Origin of the sequence: Allocoleopsis sp., from assembly GCF_036703385.1 — a bacterium.
Classification (GTDB): Bacteria; Cyanobacteriota; Cyanobacteriia; order Cyanobacteriales; family Coleofasciculaceae; genus Allocoleopsis.
Genome location: NZ_DATNPA010000018.1, coordinates 1 through 14,618, shown reverse-complemented (window position 1 = coordinate 14,618; position 14,618 = coordinate 1). Strand labels below are relative to the sequence as shown.

At 48.3% G+C, this 14,618-nt stretch carries 17 protein-coding genes; 6 read left to right on the top strand and 11 right to left on the bottom strand.

The features are described 5' to 3' along the window. Window positions 1–2: 2 nt before the first annotated feature. Complete coding sequence (locus tag V6C93_RS00925) at window positions 3–1,181, bottom strand: MFS transporter (RefSeq protein WP_349262582.1); 1,179 nt, start codon at window positions 1,179–1,181, stop codon at window positions 3–5. Window positions 1,182–1,348: 167 nt separating this feature from the next. On the opposite strand from V6C93_RS00925, the gene V6C93_RS00920 reads away from it, so the two are divergent. The 3 genes from V6C93_RS00920 (at window position 1,349) to V6C93_RS00910 (ending at window position 4,590) form a co-directional block, all read left to right on the top strand. Then, on the top strand, window positions 1,349–2,500 hold the full coding sequence (locus V6C93_RS00920; protein WP_333474756.1) for an aromatic ring-hydroxylating dioxygenase subunit alpha: 1,152 nt from the start codon (window positions 1,349–1,351) through the stop codon (window positions 2,498–2,500). Window positions 2,501–2,746: 246 nt separating this feature from the next. Next, window positions 2,747–4,027, top strand: coding sequence for an aminotransferase class I/II-fold pyridoxal phosphate-dependent enzyme (locus V6C93_RS00915; RefSeq protein ID WP_333474755.1), 1,281 nt, complete (start codon window positions 2,747–2,749; stop codon window positions 4,025–4,027). A gap of 425 nt (window positions 4,028–4,452) precedes the next feature. Beyond that, window positions 4,453–4,590 (top strand): photosystem II reaction center protein K, encoded by a 138-nt coding sequence (locus V6C93_RS00910; protein WP_333474758.1) that lies wholly within the window; start codon window positions 4,453–4,455, stop codon window positions 4,588–4,590. A gap of 220 nt (window positions 4,591–4,810) precedes the next feature. Here the strand turns inward: V6C93_RS00910 and V6C93_RS00905 are convergent, their stop codons facing one another. From V6C93_RS00905 to V6C93_RS00890, 4 genes are all read right to left on the bottom strand, one after another. Beyond that, window positions 4,811–6,202 (bottom strand): SPFH domain-containing protein, encoded by a 1,392-nt coding sequence (locus V6C93_RS00905; protein WP_333474754.1) that lies wholly within the window; start codon window positions 6,200–6,202, stop codon window positions 4,811–4,813. A gap of 264 nt (window positions 6,203–6,466) precedes the next feature. Next, window positions 6,467–7,024 carry a glutathione S-transferase family protein gene (locus V6C93_RS00900; RefSeq protein WP_333474753.1) on the bottom strand — a complete coding sequence of 186 codons (558 nt, stop codon included), beginning with the start codon at window positions 7,022–7,024 and terminating at the stop codon, window positions 6,467–6,469. A gap of 12 nt (window positions 7,025–7,036) precedes the next feature. Then, window positions 7,037–7,501, bottom strand: a complete 465-nt coding sequence (locus tag V6C93_RS00895; RefSeq protein ID WP_333474752.1) for a hypothetical protein — start codon at window positions 7,499–7,501, stop codon at window positions 7,037–7,039. Further along, on the bottom strand, window positions 7,467–7,664 hold the full coding sequence (locus V6C93_RS00890; RefSeq protein WP_333474751.1) for a hypothetical protein: 198 nt from the start codon (window positions 7,662–7,664) through the stop codon (window positions 7,467–7,469). Before V6C93_RS00890 ends, V6C93_RS00895 begins: the two co-directional genes overlap by 35 nt. Window positions 7,665–7,904: 240 nt before the next feature. Between V6C93_RS00890 and V6C93_RS00885 the strand changes: the two genes are divergently transcribed. Next, window positions 7,905–8,606, top strand: a complete 702-nt coding sequence (locus tag V6C93_RS00885; RefSeq protein ID WP_349262581.1) for a tetratricopeptide repeat protein — start codon at window positions 7,905–7,907, stop codon at window positions 8,604–8,606. A gap of 185 nt (window positions 8,607–8,791) precedes the next feature. On the opposite strand, the gene V6C93_RS00880 is transcribed toward V6C93_RS00885, so the two are convergent. Then, window positions 8,792–9,187 carry a hypothetical protein gene (locus tag V6C93_RS00880; protein WP_333474749.1) on the bottom strand — a complete coding sequence of 132 codons (396 nt, stop codon included), beginning with the start codon at window positions 9,185–9,187 and terminating at the stop codon, window positions 8,792–8,794. Window positions 9,188–9,540: 353 nt separating this feature from the next. After that, window positions 9,541–9,636, bottom strand: a complete 96-nt coding sequence (gene psaM / locus V6C93_RS00875) for a photosystem I reaction center subunit XII (RefSeq protein ID WP_333474748.1) — start codon at window positions 9,634–9,636, stop codon at window positions 9,541–9,543. A 256-nt stretch (window positions 9,637–9,892) separates the two neighbouring features. On the opposite strand from psaM, the gene V6C93_RS00870 reads away from it, so the two are divergent. Beyond that, a complete protein-coding gene (locus V6C93_RS00870) occupies window positions 9,893–10,651 on the top strand; it encodes a TerC family protein (protein ID WP_333474747.1) in 759 nt (252 codons plus the stop codon). Window positions 10,652–10,714: 63 nt separating this feature from the next. On the opposite strand, the gene ndk is transcribed toward V6C93_RS00870, so the two are convergent. The 4 genes from ndk to V6C93_RS00850 all read right to left on the bottom strand — a co-directional run bounded on the left by ndk (window position 10,715) and on the right by V6C93_RS00850 (window position 13,503). Further along, window positions 10,715–11,164, bottom strand: a complete 450-nt coding sequence (gene ndk, locus V6C93_RS00865) for a nucleoside-diphosphate kinase (RefSeq protein WP_333474746.1) — start codon at window positions 11,162–11,164, stop codon at window positions 10,715–10,717. 234 nt (window positions 11,165–11,398) lie between these two features. After that, entirely contained in the window at window positions 11,399–12,541 is a 1,143-nt protein-coding gene (locus V6C93_RS00860) for a D-alanine--D-alanine ligase family protein (RefSeq protein WP_333474745.1), read from the bottom strand. Between the two features lie 366 nt (window positions 12,542–12,907). Next, a complete protein-coding gene (locus tag V6C93_RS00855) occupies window positions 12,908–13,168 on the bottom strand; it encodes a hypothetical protein (protein WP_333474744.1) in 261 nt (86 codons plus the stop codon). Window positions 13,169–13,248: 80 nt separating this feature from the next. After that, window positions 13,249–13,503: a hypothetical protein gene (locus V6C93_RS00850; RefSeq protein WP_333474743.1), complete on the bottom strand. Its 255-nt coding sequence runs from the start codon at window positions 13,501–13,503 to the stop codon at window positions 13,249–13,251. Between the two features lie 83 nt (window positions 13,504–13,586). Between V6C93_RS00850 and V6C93_RS00845 the strand changes: the two genes are divergently transcribed. Continuing rightward, on the top strand, window positions 13,587–14,618 hold a 1,032-nt coding region (locus tag V6C93_RS00845; protein ID WP_333474742.1), incomplete at its 3' end, for an NACHT domain-containing protein.

Below are 14,618 nucleotides of genomic sequence, written 5' to 3'. Positions count from 1 at the left end.
TCCTAACTATTTTTGCAAGAGATGCTAGGATTTCTATCTGATCGCGCTAACAGCAATAATCCTGCAACCATCGATATACTGGCAGCGGTATAAAAGACAGCTTCTAGCCCCCTGTACCTGAGCATGGGGCCGAGCAAGATGGGAGACAGGAACTGTCCCAAGAAACCTGCTCCTGTTCCAGCTGCTAGAACACTAGATTTGAGTGATGAAGGCGCTAAGTTGGCTAGGATGCTGTAGAGAGTCGGTAGTACAATCCCGAATCCGACACCAAAAAGAATGGCTGTTAGTAGAATCCAGCTCAGTTGGGTTAGTACAGGGATTGTGATTAAAGTCAAAGCCATGATGCCAAATCCGATCGCGATCGCTTTAGCTGGCCCAACCGCTTTAGCCAGTTGTTTAGCGCCAAAAGCTGAGATAATCGCGGCTCCTACGGCTCGTGATGCCAAAACAATGCCATTGACAGCCGTTCCCGCGTCAATTGTCTGTTTCAGATAGAGCGGTGCATAGATCACAACCGCATACATGGCGACTGAGGTGAGGCTAAGGGTTAGTAATAGGCGCAGGGTATGGGGGTGCCCTAAAACGACACGGAGCTTATCGCCCTCGTCTTTTGCCATTGGCTTGGCTTTGGTCTTTCGCTTTTCCCTCAGGCTGAAGGCGGCTATTCCGGCGAGGGGTAGTCCTAGTCCATACACATAAAAAGCATATTGCCAGTGAGTGGCACCGACCCAACCTCCGATTAAGGGGAAGGCAATGCCGGTGAGGGCTAAGGTACTAGTCGTGATGCCTAAAGCTTGCGATCGCTCCTCGCCTTCATACATAGTTCCCAGTAAGCCCAAACTAGCGGCTGCTATCCCGCCACTGGCAGCACCCAGCAACGCCCGCGTCGCCAACAGAGGCCAAAAACTCTGCATAAAGGCTCCTGCTACACCGAACAGGGCGTAGAAAATCAGTGAGGGAACCAGCACCCGCAAGTGACCGAGCCGGTCTGCCAAGATGCCCAGCGGTGGGCTGAATAGGGCAATAGTCAAGCAATGCATACTCACCAAGTTAGCAGCTAAGGCCGGGTCGAAGTGGAGCTGTTGGATCATCTCTGGCAAAATTGGAGCCACAACTCCCCCCGCTAGGTTGGTGAGTGAACCTGCTGCTAACAGTACTAATAGCCTGCGATCGCGCAACATGAGATCTGCCTCTCGACGTTTTCGTAACAACCTGTAACAATAATGCAAATTGTTTCAATTTGTAGAGACGGTTGTTACAGGTTTTTTGATTCGCACACGAATAATTAGTTGACTTTCAGGAGCGTCGGAAGCTAAATATTGTCAGATAAACACAAGAGGCATGATTGATGGAACTGGCGACGACCCTAAAAAGCCAGACAGTTCAAAATGCTGTCCGGGAAGTAGGCATTAACCCCAATTACTGGTATCCGGTGGGTTGGGCAAGCCAGCTCAAGGCAGGAGACATCATGCCTGTCGTGATTTGGCAGCAAGCGATCGCCGTTTATCGGGATGAAACCGGTCAAATCCATGCCTTAGAGGATGCCTGTCCTCACAAAGGCATTGCTCTACACAAGGGGAAAGTCCAAGGGTGTCATCTAACCTGTGCTTATCATGGTTGGGAGTTTAATGGCCACGGCGAATGTGTGAGCATTCCTTACCTTCCAGAAGGACAAAAACTTCCCCGTGCTCAAGCCCGCCATTACCCAGTCCAGGAAAAATATAATTTGATTTGGCTTTTCCCCGGCGAGCCGACCCTTGCTGCCAGCCAAGAACTGCCCAATGTGCCAGAGTTTGACCATCCTGACTACTTGATGATACCCCTAGCCGCTCACATGCAATCCCATTTTTCCATCTGTAATGAAAATGCGATGGATGTATTTCATGGATTTTTGCACCAAAATCTTCAGGGGTGGTTCAATCCGGTACTCAAGAGTTTGCGGGAAACAGAAACTTCGGTATGTGCTGAATATGACGTATCCTATAAAGGCCGGATGGCAAAGTTTTTGGGGTTGAGCGACAAGGCCGACCAGGTCACGACCCGTAGAATCTCCATCAACTACAACTATCCTCATTACGCAACAAGTCTGGAGGGGGTTTCCTCCGTTTATCTGATGCGGCTGCCCATCGGATTGAGGGAAAGTCGGTCGTTTGCCTTCTTCTTCTTAAAAGTTCGTTTGCCCAAATGGCTGCTGAATCGCCTAGAACCGATTGTGCAAAAAGTCCTGAGAGATTTCGTATTTATGAGGTTTCTCTCTCAAGATATCGAAATGATGGAGAGCGAACAGCGAAGCTATTTGGCAAATCCAGAGCGACGCTATGTCGAAATCAACCCGGCTATTATAGCTCTTGAGCGGCTGATTATCCGGCAATATGAACAATTTATGCAAAAATCGAGTCAGCTACGAAACAATCAGCCATCTTTGGCGTCTGGGACGTTATCGTCCGTTAATGTTCCAAGTCAGACTGAGTCAACCCCAAACAATTCATTTGTAGGATGAAGGCACCTTTAACGGCGACTGTAGATTGGCTGTTCAGCTCCCTCATCAACGGGCCGCTGATACCGCCTCAGTACCCAACTTATTGGAGAAGTTTGCTTCATAGATGGGCCGATATTTTCAGATCAACTCTCGTGAGGCATAGTAATCAAACTGGATAGCCGCTATCTTATCTAAAAATAAAGCAATTCTTTAGCTAGAGGCGATAGGCTAATAGGCTACCTAGGGAAAGGGTGAGAGGAGCAAGTTGTGCAAGTTGTCAAAGAGTACGTTCAGCGTTGGTACGAGAGTGAGTTAGATCCGGATGAATATATCTGTCATCAGAAGCGGGGGAATTTAGTCGAAATTGAAGAGGCAACGACAGGGAAACGCCGAACGGTATTGACGTTCTGCACCAATGATGTATTAGGGTTGGTTCAGGAAGAGGCGGTGAAGCAAGCCGCTATTGACGCCATCCTCCAATATGGAACGTCGAATAGTTCCTGTTCCGTCTTGAGCGGCCGGATTGATCTGCATCGGCAGTTAGAACAGGAAATTTCTGAGTTTAAGCATCTGCCTCACACTCAGCTGTTCATTAATGCGTGGATGGCGATGCAAGCCTTAATGGATGCCTTTTGCCATTTGGCGATTCCAGTGCCCGGATTTCAGCATACTCGTGAAACGTTAATTCTGACAGACGTTCTCAACCACGGCTGCATTGTCTCGGCACTTGCGAATGCTGGTACCCGTTCCGGAAAATTGTTCGGTCACAGTCCCCGCGTCCGTGTTAGAGCCTATCGTCACTGTGATGTTGAGGATTTGGCTCGCAAGCTGCGCCGATATGTGCGTCCTGATGATCGCATTATGGTCGTTTCGGATGCGGTGTTCTCGATGGATGGCGATATTGCGCCCCTGCCAGACATGCTGGATGTGATGCAAATTTATGATGGCAGCGTTCTGGTCATGGATGAAGCCCATGCCAGTGGTGCGATTGGTGCAACAGGTAGAGGGATTTACGAACATTTTGGGATTCTGCCACAGCAGGCGATCGAGCGGGGTATTGTCCCACTGATTATGACCACGTTCTCTAAGTTCGCCGCTTCTGCCGGTGCGGCAATTAGCTCTCATGTGGCGGAACTCATTCCCCTGTTGAATGTCTCTCCTACTTCCATTGGGACGATTTCCTTGTCGCCACCCCTAACAGCGGCAGCCTTAGAGAGCATTCGTCAGGTTCGCCAATATCCAGAACGGGTGAAAGTCCTTCAGGAGAATACTGATTATTTGCGATCGCGCCTAATCGAACAGGGTTTTACCGCCATTGGCGAAACCAATGTAGTACCAGTGCTTCTGCCACCCGAACTCAATCCGAAAGTTTTTGGTCGGCTGATGCTTGAGAAGCATGGGATTTGGGTTTCACCCATCTGGTTCATTGCCAAACCCCGCCTTCGGATTACGGTAAACGCCCTCCATACCCAAGAAGAAATGGATCGCTTGGTGGCGGCGATGGTAGCCACACGGGACTTGTTATATAAGCCCATGATTAGCGCGTAAACAACTCCTTGGCTCTCTGTGGACTAAAGCCGTAGAGGTGGATGGCAATAGACTCCCTACAGCCGCTTTATGTGTCCTAACTTAAAGGGAGTATGGAGTTGGGAATGGGGAGTAGTGCAGGTGTTAGATGGGGATTTGAAGAGAGCCTGACACGAATCGGCTTAAAAGTCGAGGCTTGTGTCCTGTGTAATGGGGATTGGAACCAGAGAAGTCGGGAAGTGCTTGTTCCTCACTATTCCCGACTCCCGATTCCCTATTCCCTTCTTTGGTCAGTGGAAATCGGTATAACTTCATACATAAACAGACGCGACATGTCGCGTCTGTTCGTACTTCATACTTCGTTTGATACCTGCTCAGCCGTGACAGACTTCGTGTTAAGATCCATTTCAATTCTGAAAACTGTGTTGGAAAGGAAAGATTTAAACATGGAAGCTGCATTGCTCTTAGCCAAGCTGCCGGAAGCTTACGCCATCTTTGACCCTATCGTAGATATTCTCCCAGTCATCCCTGTCTTCTTCTTGTTGCTTGCCTTTGTATGGCAAGCAGCTGTAGGTTTTAGGTAAACTGCGTCTCCGTCTCCCAAAAAGGGAGGCGCTTCCCAATCCCAGGCCGTAAATCTTCTAGTTCCTTTATCTTTCAACAAACTCTTGGACTCTAAAATTCTGCTAGAACAGCAGTATTAGGTCTAAAAATATCAGGATAATCATTGCGGCATTCACCACGACATGTATGTGAATGCCGTATTCTGCTAAAACTTATTAACATGCATTAACAGCTTCTGTGTTATGGTCGAGTTTCAATGCTCAAATCAACATCTGCTGGCGTAAAGTAGAGTTGAGCATTACCAGTGCTAAGAGCAGTAATAGCATCCTGTTTACGCAGCATATTGAAAATGTGAATTTTGTCTGCTGTAGATGTCTGCTCACCTAATCCCTCAAGAAACGCTCTGACTCGAATTGCTTCTGCCTCACCCTGGCTGGTAGCCTCAGTTTTGGCATGTTCACGCCGCAGTTCTAGAAGTTGACCTTTGAGCTGTTCTGCTTGAATTTCTCCCTGCATCTGTCGGAGTTGGACTTCGTTACTACTTTCCTGTTTCTGAAGTTGATTTAAACGATTGGTGGTCTCCTGAATAATTTCCATCAGAATTCGTTGAGTCTCTGGGTCCTTGCAGGAAATGGAACGCACTTCAACTGAGTGAATCTGGACACCTCTGTTTGTATAAAAGGGGTCATTTGGGTTTTGCACCGCTTCCCGCGCCAGATCATTAAAACTCGATAGAAATCGCTCCAAGGTCGATTGAGAAACGGACTGAATAATGCTGCTACGCGCATGAGAGCAAACATCTCCAGTCGCATCATCCGTCGAGCGCAGCATGGACTCGATATTAATAATCTGCCAAAACAATGTAATCGCAATAACCAACTCCACATTGTCTTGCGTCCGCACCTCAAATTCGTAGGACATGAACTTGGGTCGAGAGTCAATCCGGGTAAATTTCAGATCGCGTTTATCCTTGTGTACGCCTCTCGACCAGCAAAACTCGACCAGTTGAGAGTAAGGTTCTAAAAAGAATGCTCGTTCTGCATCCGTTCCCCGTCGGATTTGATATTGCCCTAGTCGATTTTTAATCACAACTGCCTCGTGGTCTTCCAGTAGAATACGTTTCCGTAATTCCACAATTTCCTGATTTGCGTCTGGGAAGAAAACCTGAGGTTCAGCGATTAGCTGCAATTGACCCGATTCGATATCTCGCACCAGCACGGCTGTCTCTTCATCAATGTTAATTCCCTGTTCTACCTTTCCAAGTATCTCTTCTGTAGGACTCAGATAGATGCTGGTTTCGCCCCTAACCATGCTAATTACACCAGTACGGCGATCAATCAGTTTCACATACTGATTCCGCTTCAAAGGAATAGCAGAAAGGGACTGTTCAACTTCCTCGTTAGCATTAAGAAAATATAGGCTTGGCCCTCTTTCATTGCGCAGTTCACCCGTGAGGAGATGGCGAATGCGGATATAGTCCGTAGGGCCAATAGTCAGTGCCTTGCGAGACTTTACTCTCATTAAAGGTCTGGCAAAGAAGACTTGAGGACCATTAACGGTAAATTTTTCCGTGAAGTCTTCAACGAGAAGCTGTTCGTTTTCTTTTAGGAAGTAAATTCTAGGTAGAAGCATAGACTCTTAGGGGATTTCTATGTCTTAAGTCGTAGAGACTCGGTAACCTAAGAATGGAACAGAATTTTGGGAATGTGTTTAAGATCCATCACGCTCACGAATGATTCTTGTCATAAGGTATTGATGACCCAGATCATTGGTAGAAAATTCATTAAGCTGTAAGAGTCTATATTTTCTCTGTATAAAATAAAAATTTTTAAGTTTCAAATTATAAAGGGGCACCTTTGTAGATGCCCCTCTTAGTGAGAATCGCTTAGAGAATCTTTACTTGCGTCCTCCGATCGCCTTTTGAAACGCAGGGCGCTCTGAGAGCCGTTTCATATAATCTACCACCGCTGGGTATTCGCTCAGATCGAGCTTTAACATCATGGGGATGTAGCACAAGATTGACCCAACCGCTACATCTACTACGCTAAACTCATCTCCCAGCAAGAACGGCTGTTTCTCCAAGATTTGATTTAAGGCTGTCATCAATCGAGGCATCTCGCGCTCCCGATTGGCTTCCACAAAAATTCCTGGCCCCAAGGTGGCATTCCCAAAGATAATCCACTGGTTAATTTTGGCTTGCTCTTCTAGTGAAGATGAAATATTGCCGTACTTTTGAGCCAGATAGAATAGAATTGCCCCCGATTCCCACAACTGAAAGTCTCCATCGACAATCGCCGGAACTTTCCCCATTGGGTTAATCGCGAGGAAGTCAGGTTGCCGATGTTCCCCAGATTGCATATCCAGCAGGACAAATTCGTAAGGGACTCCCAGTTCTTCGAGGTACCACTGGACAATGGATGCCCGACTCCGGGCACCGCCATAAAGTTTCAGCATTACGGTAGTCGTTTAGAGGACTTTATGAGTATACTCGTGCTGTTTAACATCGTCCTCCGTGCGGACAATGCGGGTTTGGTTGAGTACTCGCTTACGCTCTGTGGAGTAGTTAAAGTCCTGACGCGTCGTGCCCAAGGGGATATGGGACTGCGCCTGTGTTCGACTCTGGTAAGTGCGTGCGGCGGCGATCGCACGTTCGGCAAAATCATCACAGAACTGAGACTCAGGAGGAAACTCAGTCGGTTTTTGCAGTGAAGCACCCGTAATCAGCTCACCGAGAGTTGTTCCACAAGCTAATGAATAAGATGTCGGAATTCCCTTTAAAATAGCTTCTAGAGCCGCAGAGGGGATGGGTTCAATCACTTTGACCGCGTGAACTTCACCATCTTCTTTGATGAAGCAGGTGGCTAAACCAACAACCAGGTAGCTATCGGTTGAAACATCAGGGGCCAGATCCAGGGACGTTGCAGCTGCCATAAAACTCTTCTTTGTTAACGAGCAAAAAACCCCGACTACTCAAGGGCTTCGGTTGCATTCTATCAGCATCTACATTCCAGTGGGAGAGGGGAAGATGGCGTGAGGGGGAACTTAAGCGATCGCATTCCCCAAAGCGTGTGCCAATTCCTGAAGATTCACACATTAAGGCGGTTTTCCCAACGCAAGGAAGAGGAACTTTCCAGGGTCTTTACGATAGGCTTCAGGAAACCAGCACAGGGGTCTTGTAGAGTTCTTAAGAACATCCACCACTTGAAGGATAGTCTGGGTGCTTTTTTAGCAAAATCAAGACGCCTAAGTAAGTGACACACTTAGACCAACCAGCAGGGTGCTGCAAGCCGTAAGGTTGATGCTAGATAAGGCCGCAGGTACTGTTGAGGAAGATATGAACGCTCATGCTTTTGTAAATTGGCAAGATCAAAATAGACAGTGGTTACCCATGCCACGTCAAGAACGGCGTTTAGCTCGAATCCAAAGGATATCGGGACAAGATCGCCAACCGTCCGATCAAAGCCTACGCGCCTCGGCACATCGCAAAGCGAAACAGGGAGATTATATGGGTGCGATCGCGTTACTCACCCAGCTGATCACGCGTCACCCCAAACATGCCATTGATTACAACAACCGAGGGTTGATTTACTTCCAAAGTGGTCAAGGAGAAAAAGCCCTGGCTGATTATAACAAGGCTCTGCAACTGAATCCCGAATTGGACAGTGCCTACAACAATCGCGCAAATTACTACGCCTCTCATGGAAAACTAGGGGAAGCGCTCACGGATTATGAAATGGCGCTTGACCTCAATCCTGGCAATACTCGCACTTGGATCAACCAAGCGATCACGTTCCGCGAATTGGGGATATATGACTTAGCGCTGGAAAATCTAGATATGGCTTTGATGCTGGGCGGTTTGGAAGAGAATATCTACGCCGAACGAGGCCGTACCTACCATTTACGTGGCGATTGGAATTGTGCGATCGCTGACTATCAGCGTGCCCTCACTGCTATGACACAATCCGGTTTGGTGGGTCGTTTGCGCCGGAATGTCGAGACTTGGATGAGAGAACTACTAAAGCCTCTAAGTGCTTAAGGCAAAAACCTCTATGTGGGCATTAGGAAGCGAGCATGAGAATCGGTCTCAAGTCTTTCTGGCTTAAAATCCGGTAGAGGTCACCAAAGCTTTAGTGAGGAGGCAGAAGGAAGAAATATATAGGGCTTTTGGTGTACGCCGTTTAGGACGGCTACTGACAACGGATTAAAAAGTTCTGCCAGGGTTTAGTAGTTATCCTCGTTGGGGGTTGGATCTTTCAGGACAACTGGACGCTGATTTTCGTCAACCCGATAGCTTTGCTCCTGCATGACGCTCTTAGTTTGTCTAGAGTCAAATGTTCGACCGAAATCGGCACGTAAACCCTTAACTCGTCCCTGTGCACCCTGCACTTCCGTTCGCAGTTCTCGAAGCTTAGCTTGCTGAGATAGGTGATAAGGCAACAGTTTTACCAGTCCGGCGATCGCAGCGGTACATAGCACCAAATTAACAGCCAACCTAGCGGTCGTTTCACCGGCAACAGCTTGATAAGAATGACGGGGCTGACGGCGCTGAGTCCGGTGAGCCATCCGGCGGGGTTCTACGGGTTGCTGAGTTGGTATACGAGGTTGGAATGCGTTCATGGTGTGCGTGAATACCGTACTGGCGACCTATCGCCGAAGATTCTAGAATAGCGCCTCGAGCATACACTGCTGATGTGATACGGCGACTTTGTCTTTGACGACCAGAAAAAGCCGAGCGACAAAGAGCCTACCAAAGGCAGTGGCACGCTGATGTTATCAGATAATTTACAGCGAATGGCTGCGATTATCCGGAAAACTTAAGGGCTTGCCAAGAAAGGGAGAGCCTTGCCTGAGAGATAGGTTCTAGGTTTTGAACTCTCGCTTCTAGTGAGAAGCTTCCATCTTAAAGCCCTTGGTCGCCTTTTGCTTGCTCGGTGATAAGCTCTTTGTCGCTCTTTAACGATACAAGGGCTCTACTTGTAGAGTTCCGTCGCTAACCGGAAGGCCAGGATTCCGGGAATCAAGGCTACGACTAGTGCCACGAAAACTTGGGTATCTGATAATGCCATCGTTGAATATCTCCTGATTTCAAGGGTAATTACCCATTAATTTGCGTCAAATCGATTCCAAGCGAAATATCTTGTTACAAGTTGCAATATAAACCATCAGCGATTCAGCTGCTCCGGTCGAGCTGGTAAAATTTACTTTACGGCAGGAATTACGGCAAAAGGTTAAGCTAGGTTAAGAAAGACATTGTTTGAGCGCGCTTTAGCAGCGTTTGCCTAGTCCTAAGAGTTGGTAATTCTCGGTTTTGAATAGTTTTTAATGCTAGACCAAATTTTTAACTCCCCTTTCAATGTCGGAATAGAAGCTCCAGTGGTGCTGCTGATTCTCATCGCACTAGAGGCAGTACTCAGCGCTGATAATGCGATCGCCTTGGCTGCGATCGCCAGTGGGTTAGAAGATCCCAAGCTTCAGCGTAATGCCCTCAATTTGGGCTTAGTAGGAGCCTACATCCTACGAATTACCCTGATTCTCACCGCAACTTGGGTTGTGCAATTCTGGCAGTTTGAGCTACTGGGAGCCGCTTATCTGCTGTGGTTGGTCTTTGAGCATTTCACCTCTGAGGAGGACGAGGAACATCAGCATCACGGGCCTCGCTTTACTTCCCTGTGGCAAGCTATTCCCATCATTGCTGTAACTGACTTGGCGTTCTCTCTGGATAGTGTAACAACTGCGATCGCTATCTCAGATAAGACCTGGCTCGTGATTACCGGTGGCACGATTGGCGTGATTACTCTGCGGTTCATGGCAGAGTTATTCATTCGTTGGCTCAAGGAATATGTCCATCTTGAGGATGCTGGCTACATTACGGTTGGGTTTGTTGGGTTGCGACTCCTGGTGAGAGCGATTAAACCAGAATTAGTTCCGCCTGAATGGTTGATGATTGCTGCGATTGCCTTGGTATTCATGTGGGGATTTTCCAAGCGCACCGAGGTTGAGTTGCCGACAGAAGATGAGAAGGTGGAATTACCGACAGACAGTGAATTTAAAGAACCTGAAGAAGCCACTGAAGTAAGGTAGCCAAACTTTAAGGGCACGACAATGTCGTGCCCCTACCCTGTTCAAAGATAAAGCGAGACAGTATTACTCGTACAACCAGGGTGTTAAGGTCGCCTGCCAGCTGGCGAGTTCCTCGTCCTTAAACCAGAGGCTAATCTCGTGCTGCGCTGTCTCGGGAGCATCTGAACCGTGAATCAGGTTCCGACCGACGGTGACGCCATAATCACCGCGAATCGTACCCGGTTCAGCATTGAGGGGATTGGTGGCACCAATGATCTTTCTCGCTGAGGCAATCACACCATCGCCTTCCCAAACCATTGCCACCACCGGCCCGGAGGTGATGAACTGGACGAGTCCGGGGAAAAAGGGTCGTTCTTTGTGAACGTCGTAGTGTTTTTCTGCAAGTTCCTTGCTGACATTCATCAGCTTTAGCCCAACCAGGGTAAAGCCTTTTGCCTCAAAACGCCGGATGATTTCACCGACAAGGTTACGCTGTACGCCATCCGGCTTAATCATGAGAAATGTGCGTTCCAAGTTTCTCTCCTCAATATTTTTCAACAAATCACCAAACCCAGATTAGACTAGAAAGCCCCCAAGCACCCAATCCTTAATCATTAGACCTCTTGCATAAATGCTCGAATGCCCCCTAAATCCCCCAAAATTGGGGGACTTTGAAATATCGGTTCCCCCAGAATTGGGGGGTATTCTCCCCAATCTAGGTTTTGTCCAAAGAACGACTACTTTTTGCTTAAGTTAGTGCCCTTCGGCTTAAGAAGATTGTCGTTCCATTGCCAACTGAATTAGTTGGTTAACCAATTCTGGGAAAGGAATCCCTGTAGCGCCCCATAATTGAGGGTACATACTGGTTGCTGTGAAACCGGGCATCGTGTTGATTTCGTTAATCAAGACTTCTCCAGTCTCTTCGATGTAGAAGAAGTCCACCCGTGCTAACCCGGCAGCATCAACGGCAGCAAACGCCTGAAGTGCCATTTCCTGAATTTTGGTGGCAACGGTATCGGGTAGGGAGGCTGGGATTAATAAGTCAGCTTGTCCCTCGGTATATTTGGTTTCGTAGTCATAAAAATCGCTTTTATAGGTAATTTCCCCAACCACAGAGGCTTTAGGCTGGTCGTTACCCAACACCGCACACTCGACTTCCCGCGCCACGACACCGGCTTCCACGATGATTCGTCGGTCGTAGCTAGCCGCATTATCCAATGCTGCTTCTAATTCAGGGCGCGATCGCACTTTAGCAATCCCGACTGATGACCCTAGGTTAGCCGGTTTGACAAAGCAGGGATAGCCCAACGTTTCCTCAATTTGGTCGCAAAGTTTGGGAAACACACAGGGATTCGACCAAATCTGGGAACGGTTTACTGCCATGTAATTGACTTGCGGCAATCCAGCTTGCGTAAATGCCATTTTCATGGCAATTTTATCCATCCCTAGGGCTGAACCCAGGACGCCAGAACCCACGAAGGGAACTTGCATTAACTTCAGTAAGCCTTGAATCGTACCATCTTCGCCATTCGGGCCGTGCAGGATGGGGAACCAAACATCCACTTCAGACCAACTGATATTTTCACCGACACGACTCAATTTAGAAGCACTCGCGGCAGAGGGTAAAATCTCACTGCTAGCTGAGGATGACGGAGAATCCGCCGTCGGAGTCGGGAGATACTGCGGGTTACTACCTGTTATCTGCAAAGCCTTACCCGATTCGAGGACGTGTACAGCAACGTCTCCCGATTGCCAGACACCATCTTTTTGGATGTAAACTGGCAGTAGTTCGTAGTGATTGGCGTTTTGGTCAGAACTCAGGGCTTTTGCGATCGCCCGTGCTGAACTGATCGAAACTTCGTGTTCTCCGGAACACCCGCCAAACAGCAGACCGACCCGTAATTTAGCCATTTATTATACCTCCAGCACTCCTCTTCGCAGATAGCCTATCACAGCAGTCAAGCTTCGAGGCTCCCGAATGTCTTGCGGCTGATGATTAGACTTTTTGCTTGAATCCTGGAATGCCCCCTAAATCCCCCAATTCTGGGGGACTTTGAACTTCCAGTTCCCCCCAAAATTGGGGGGCTAGGGGGGCAAAATGCTGCATTTTGAGGTTGCTCGGGAGATGTGTGTATACCGTAGCTTATTAAGGGGGGAGAATTGAATCAAAGTCCCCCTTTTTAAGGGGGATGCAAGGGGGATCTTCCAGAATGAAGTGCAAGAACGAGTAGTTTGAAAACACGCCCTGCCCATGTCGTGTTTATTTTTACCACCTGCTTACTTTATAAAAGATATTAGTAATAAAAAGACAATTTCTAGAACATAACTAACATATACAGTGGGATTAAATAGACCATCCCAGAGATAGCCATTGCGTTTATTTGAAGGATTTCGCTTCAAGTTACGACTCCAATCGCTAAAGATAGCGGGGCTAGAAAAACTCCGCTGTTTGAAAATCTCCTCAATCTCATATACGCGAGGATAAAAGCCGCGCTGAAAGTGCTTCCATTGACTTTCTATAGCGTTTCTCGGACTCATGATGTACATCCTAATTGTGCTATTTCATGTCACACAAAGAAGAGAGAAAAATTGACTGTACATCACAAGCATGAGAATTGCTATAGTACCCAAAAAAATAGGGGAATCGTCGTACCAATCAAGGCAGTTAAACCCGGTTCACCCTGCTTTTGTTGCAGCACTTGGTTAATCACCAGGCCAGTTCCGGTAATTCCGAGGGCTTTAATGACCCAGATTTGTTTGTTGTAGTCTTCAATGGTGTTTTGTAGAAAGAAGTATTCTTGCTTGAGCATTTCTAGCTCGAATTCTTCAGTTTTTGGCTGGGGTTGATAGTCGTTGGGGGATGGGTGAGACATTGGCACTGCTGAGGTTACTGAGTCTAAGATAAATCAGAGGATTACGTAATAGGTAGTCAACCCGGCAGGATTCAACTCCCAGCATGACCCATTGGAGTCGATATTTAGAATCACTTTGCAAGACTTACGCGCAATGGTGGGAAGTTTACACCATTACGGATGTAGTGGGGCGAAAGCGGGAAGAGGCGGAAGCGTCATCTAGGGCGGGCACGGGGGCACCGCCCTTACTGTTTGATTTTGGCTTGATGGTGCAGACGGTGGAACGGGAGAGGGAGGAGAGGGGGAAAGGGGAGGAGAAAATTGAGCGATTGACGGTGTTGGAGGGGTTGCACAAGTATGCCTCGGAGCATGTGTTGTTAGTGGGGCGTCCGGGTTCGGGGAAATCGAGGGCGTTGGTACGGTTGGTGCTGGAGGAGGCGCAGAGGTGCAGCGAAGCATCCGGAAGATCCCCCCTTAATCCCCCCTTAAAAAGGGGGGAAAAAGATTTTTCAACTCACTCAGAGGCAAAAGGAGAAGCATCCGGAATCACCCCCCTCAGTCCCCCCTTAGCAAGGGGGGAAGAAGATTGTTCAACTGACTCCTTCACCAGTAACACACAAGATTCTCTTGCTCCCCCCTTAATAAGGGGGGCAGGGGGGGTGAAAATCCCCGTCCTCGTCGAACTCCGCTACTACCGCACCTCAATCCTCGACTTAATCCAAGACTTCCTACAACGGCATGACCCCAACTTAACGGTAGATAGCGAAACGCTCAAAACCTGGTTGCGGCAGGGGCAATTGCTGCTGCTGCTGGATGGACTCAATGAATTGCCTTCCCAAGAAGCGCGGCGGGATTTGCAGAAATTTCGGCAGGACTACCAGAAGACGACGCCGATGATTTTCACGACGCGGGACTTGGGGGTGGGGGGCGACTTGGATATTGCCAAGAAGCTGGAAATGCAACCCCTGAGTGAAGCACAGATGCAGCAGTTCGTCCGCGCCTATCTGCCACAGCAGGGAGAGCAAATGTTGAGGCAGTTGGGCAGTCGGTTGCAGGAGTTGGGACAAACACCTCTGCTGTTGTGGATGCTGTGTTCGCTGTTTAGGATGATGGGGGAGGTGCCGTCAAATCTGGGT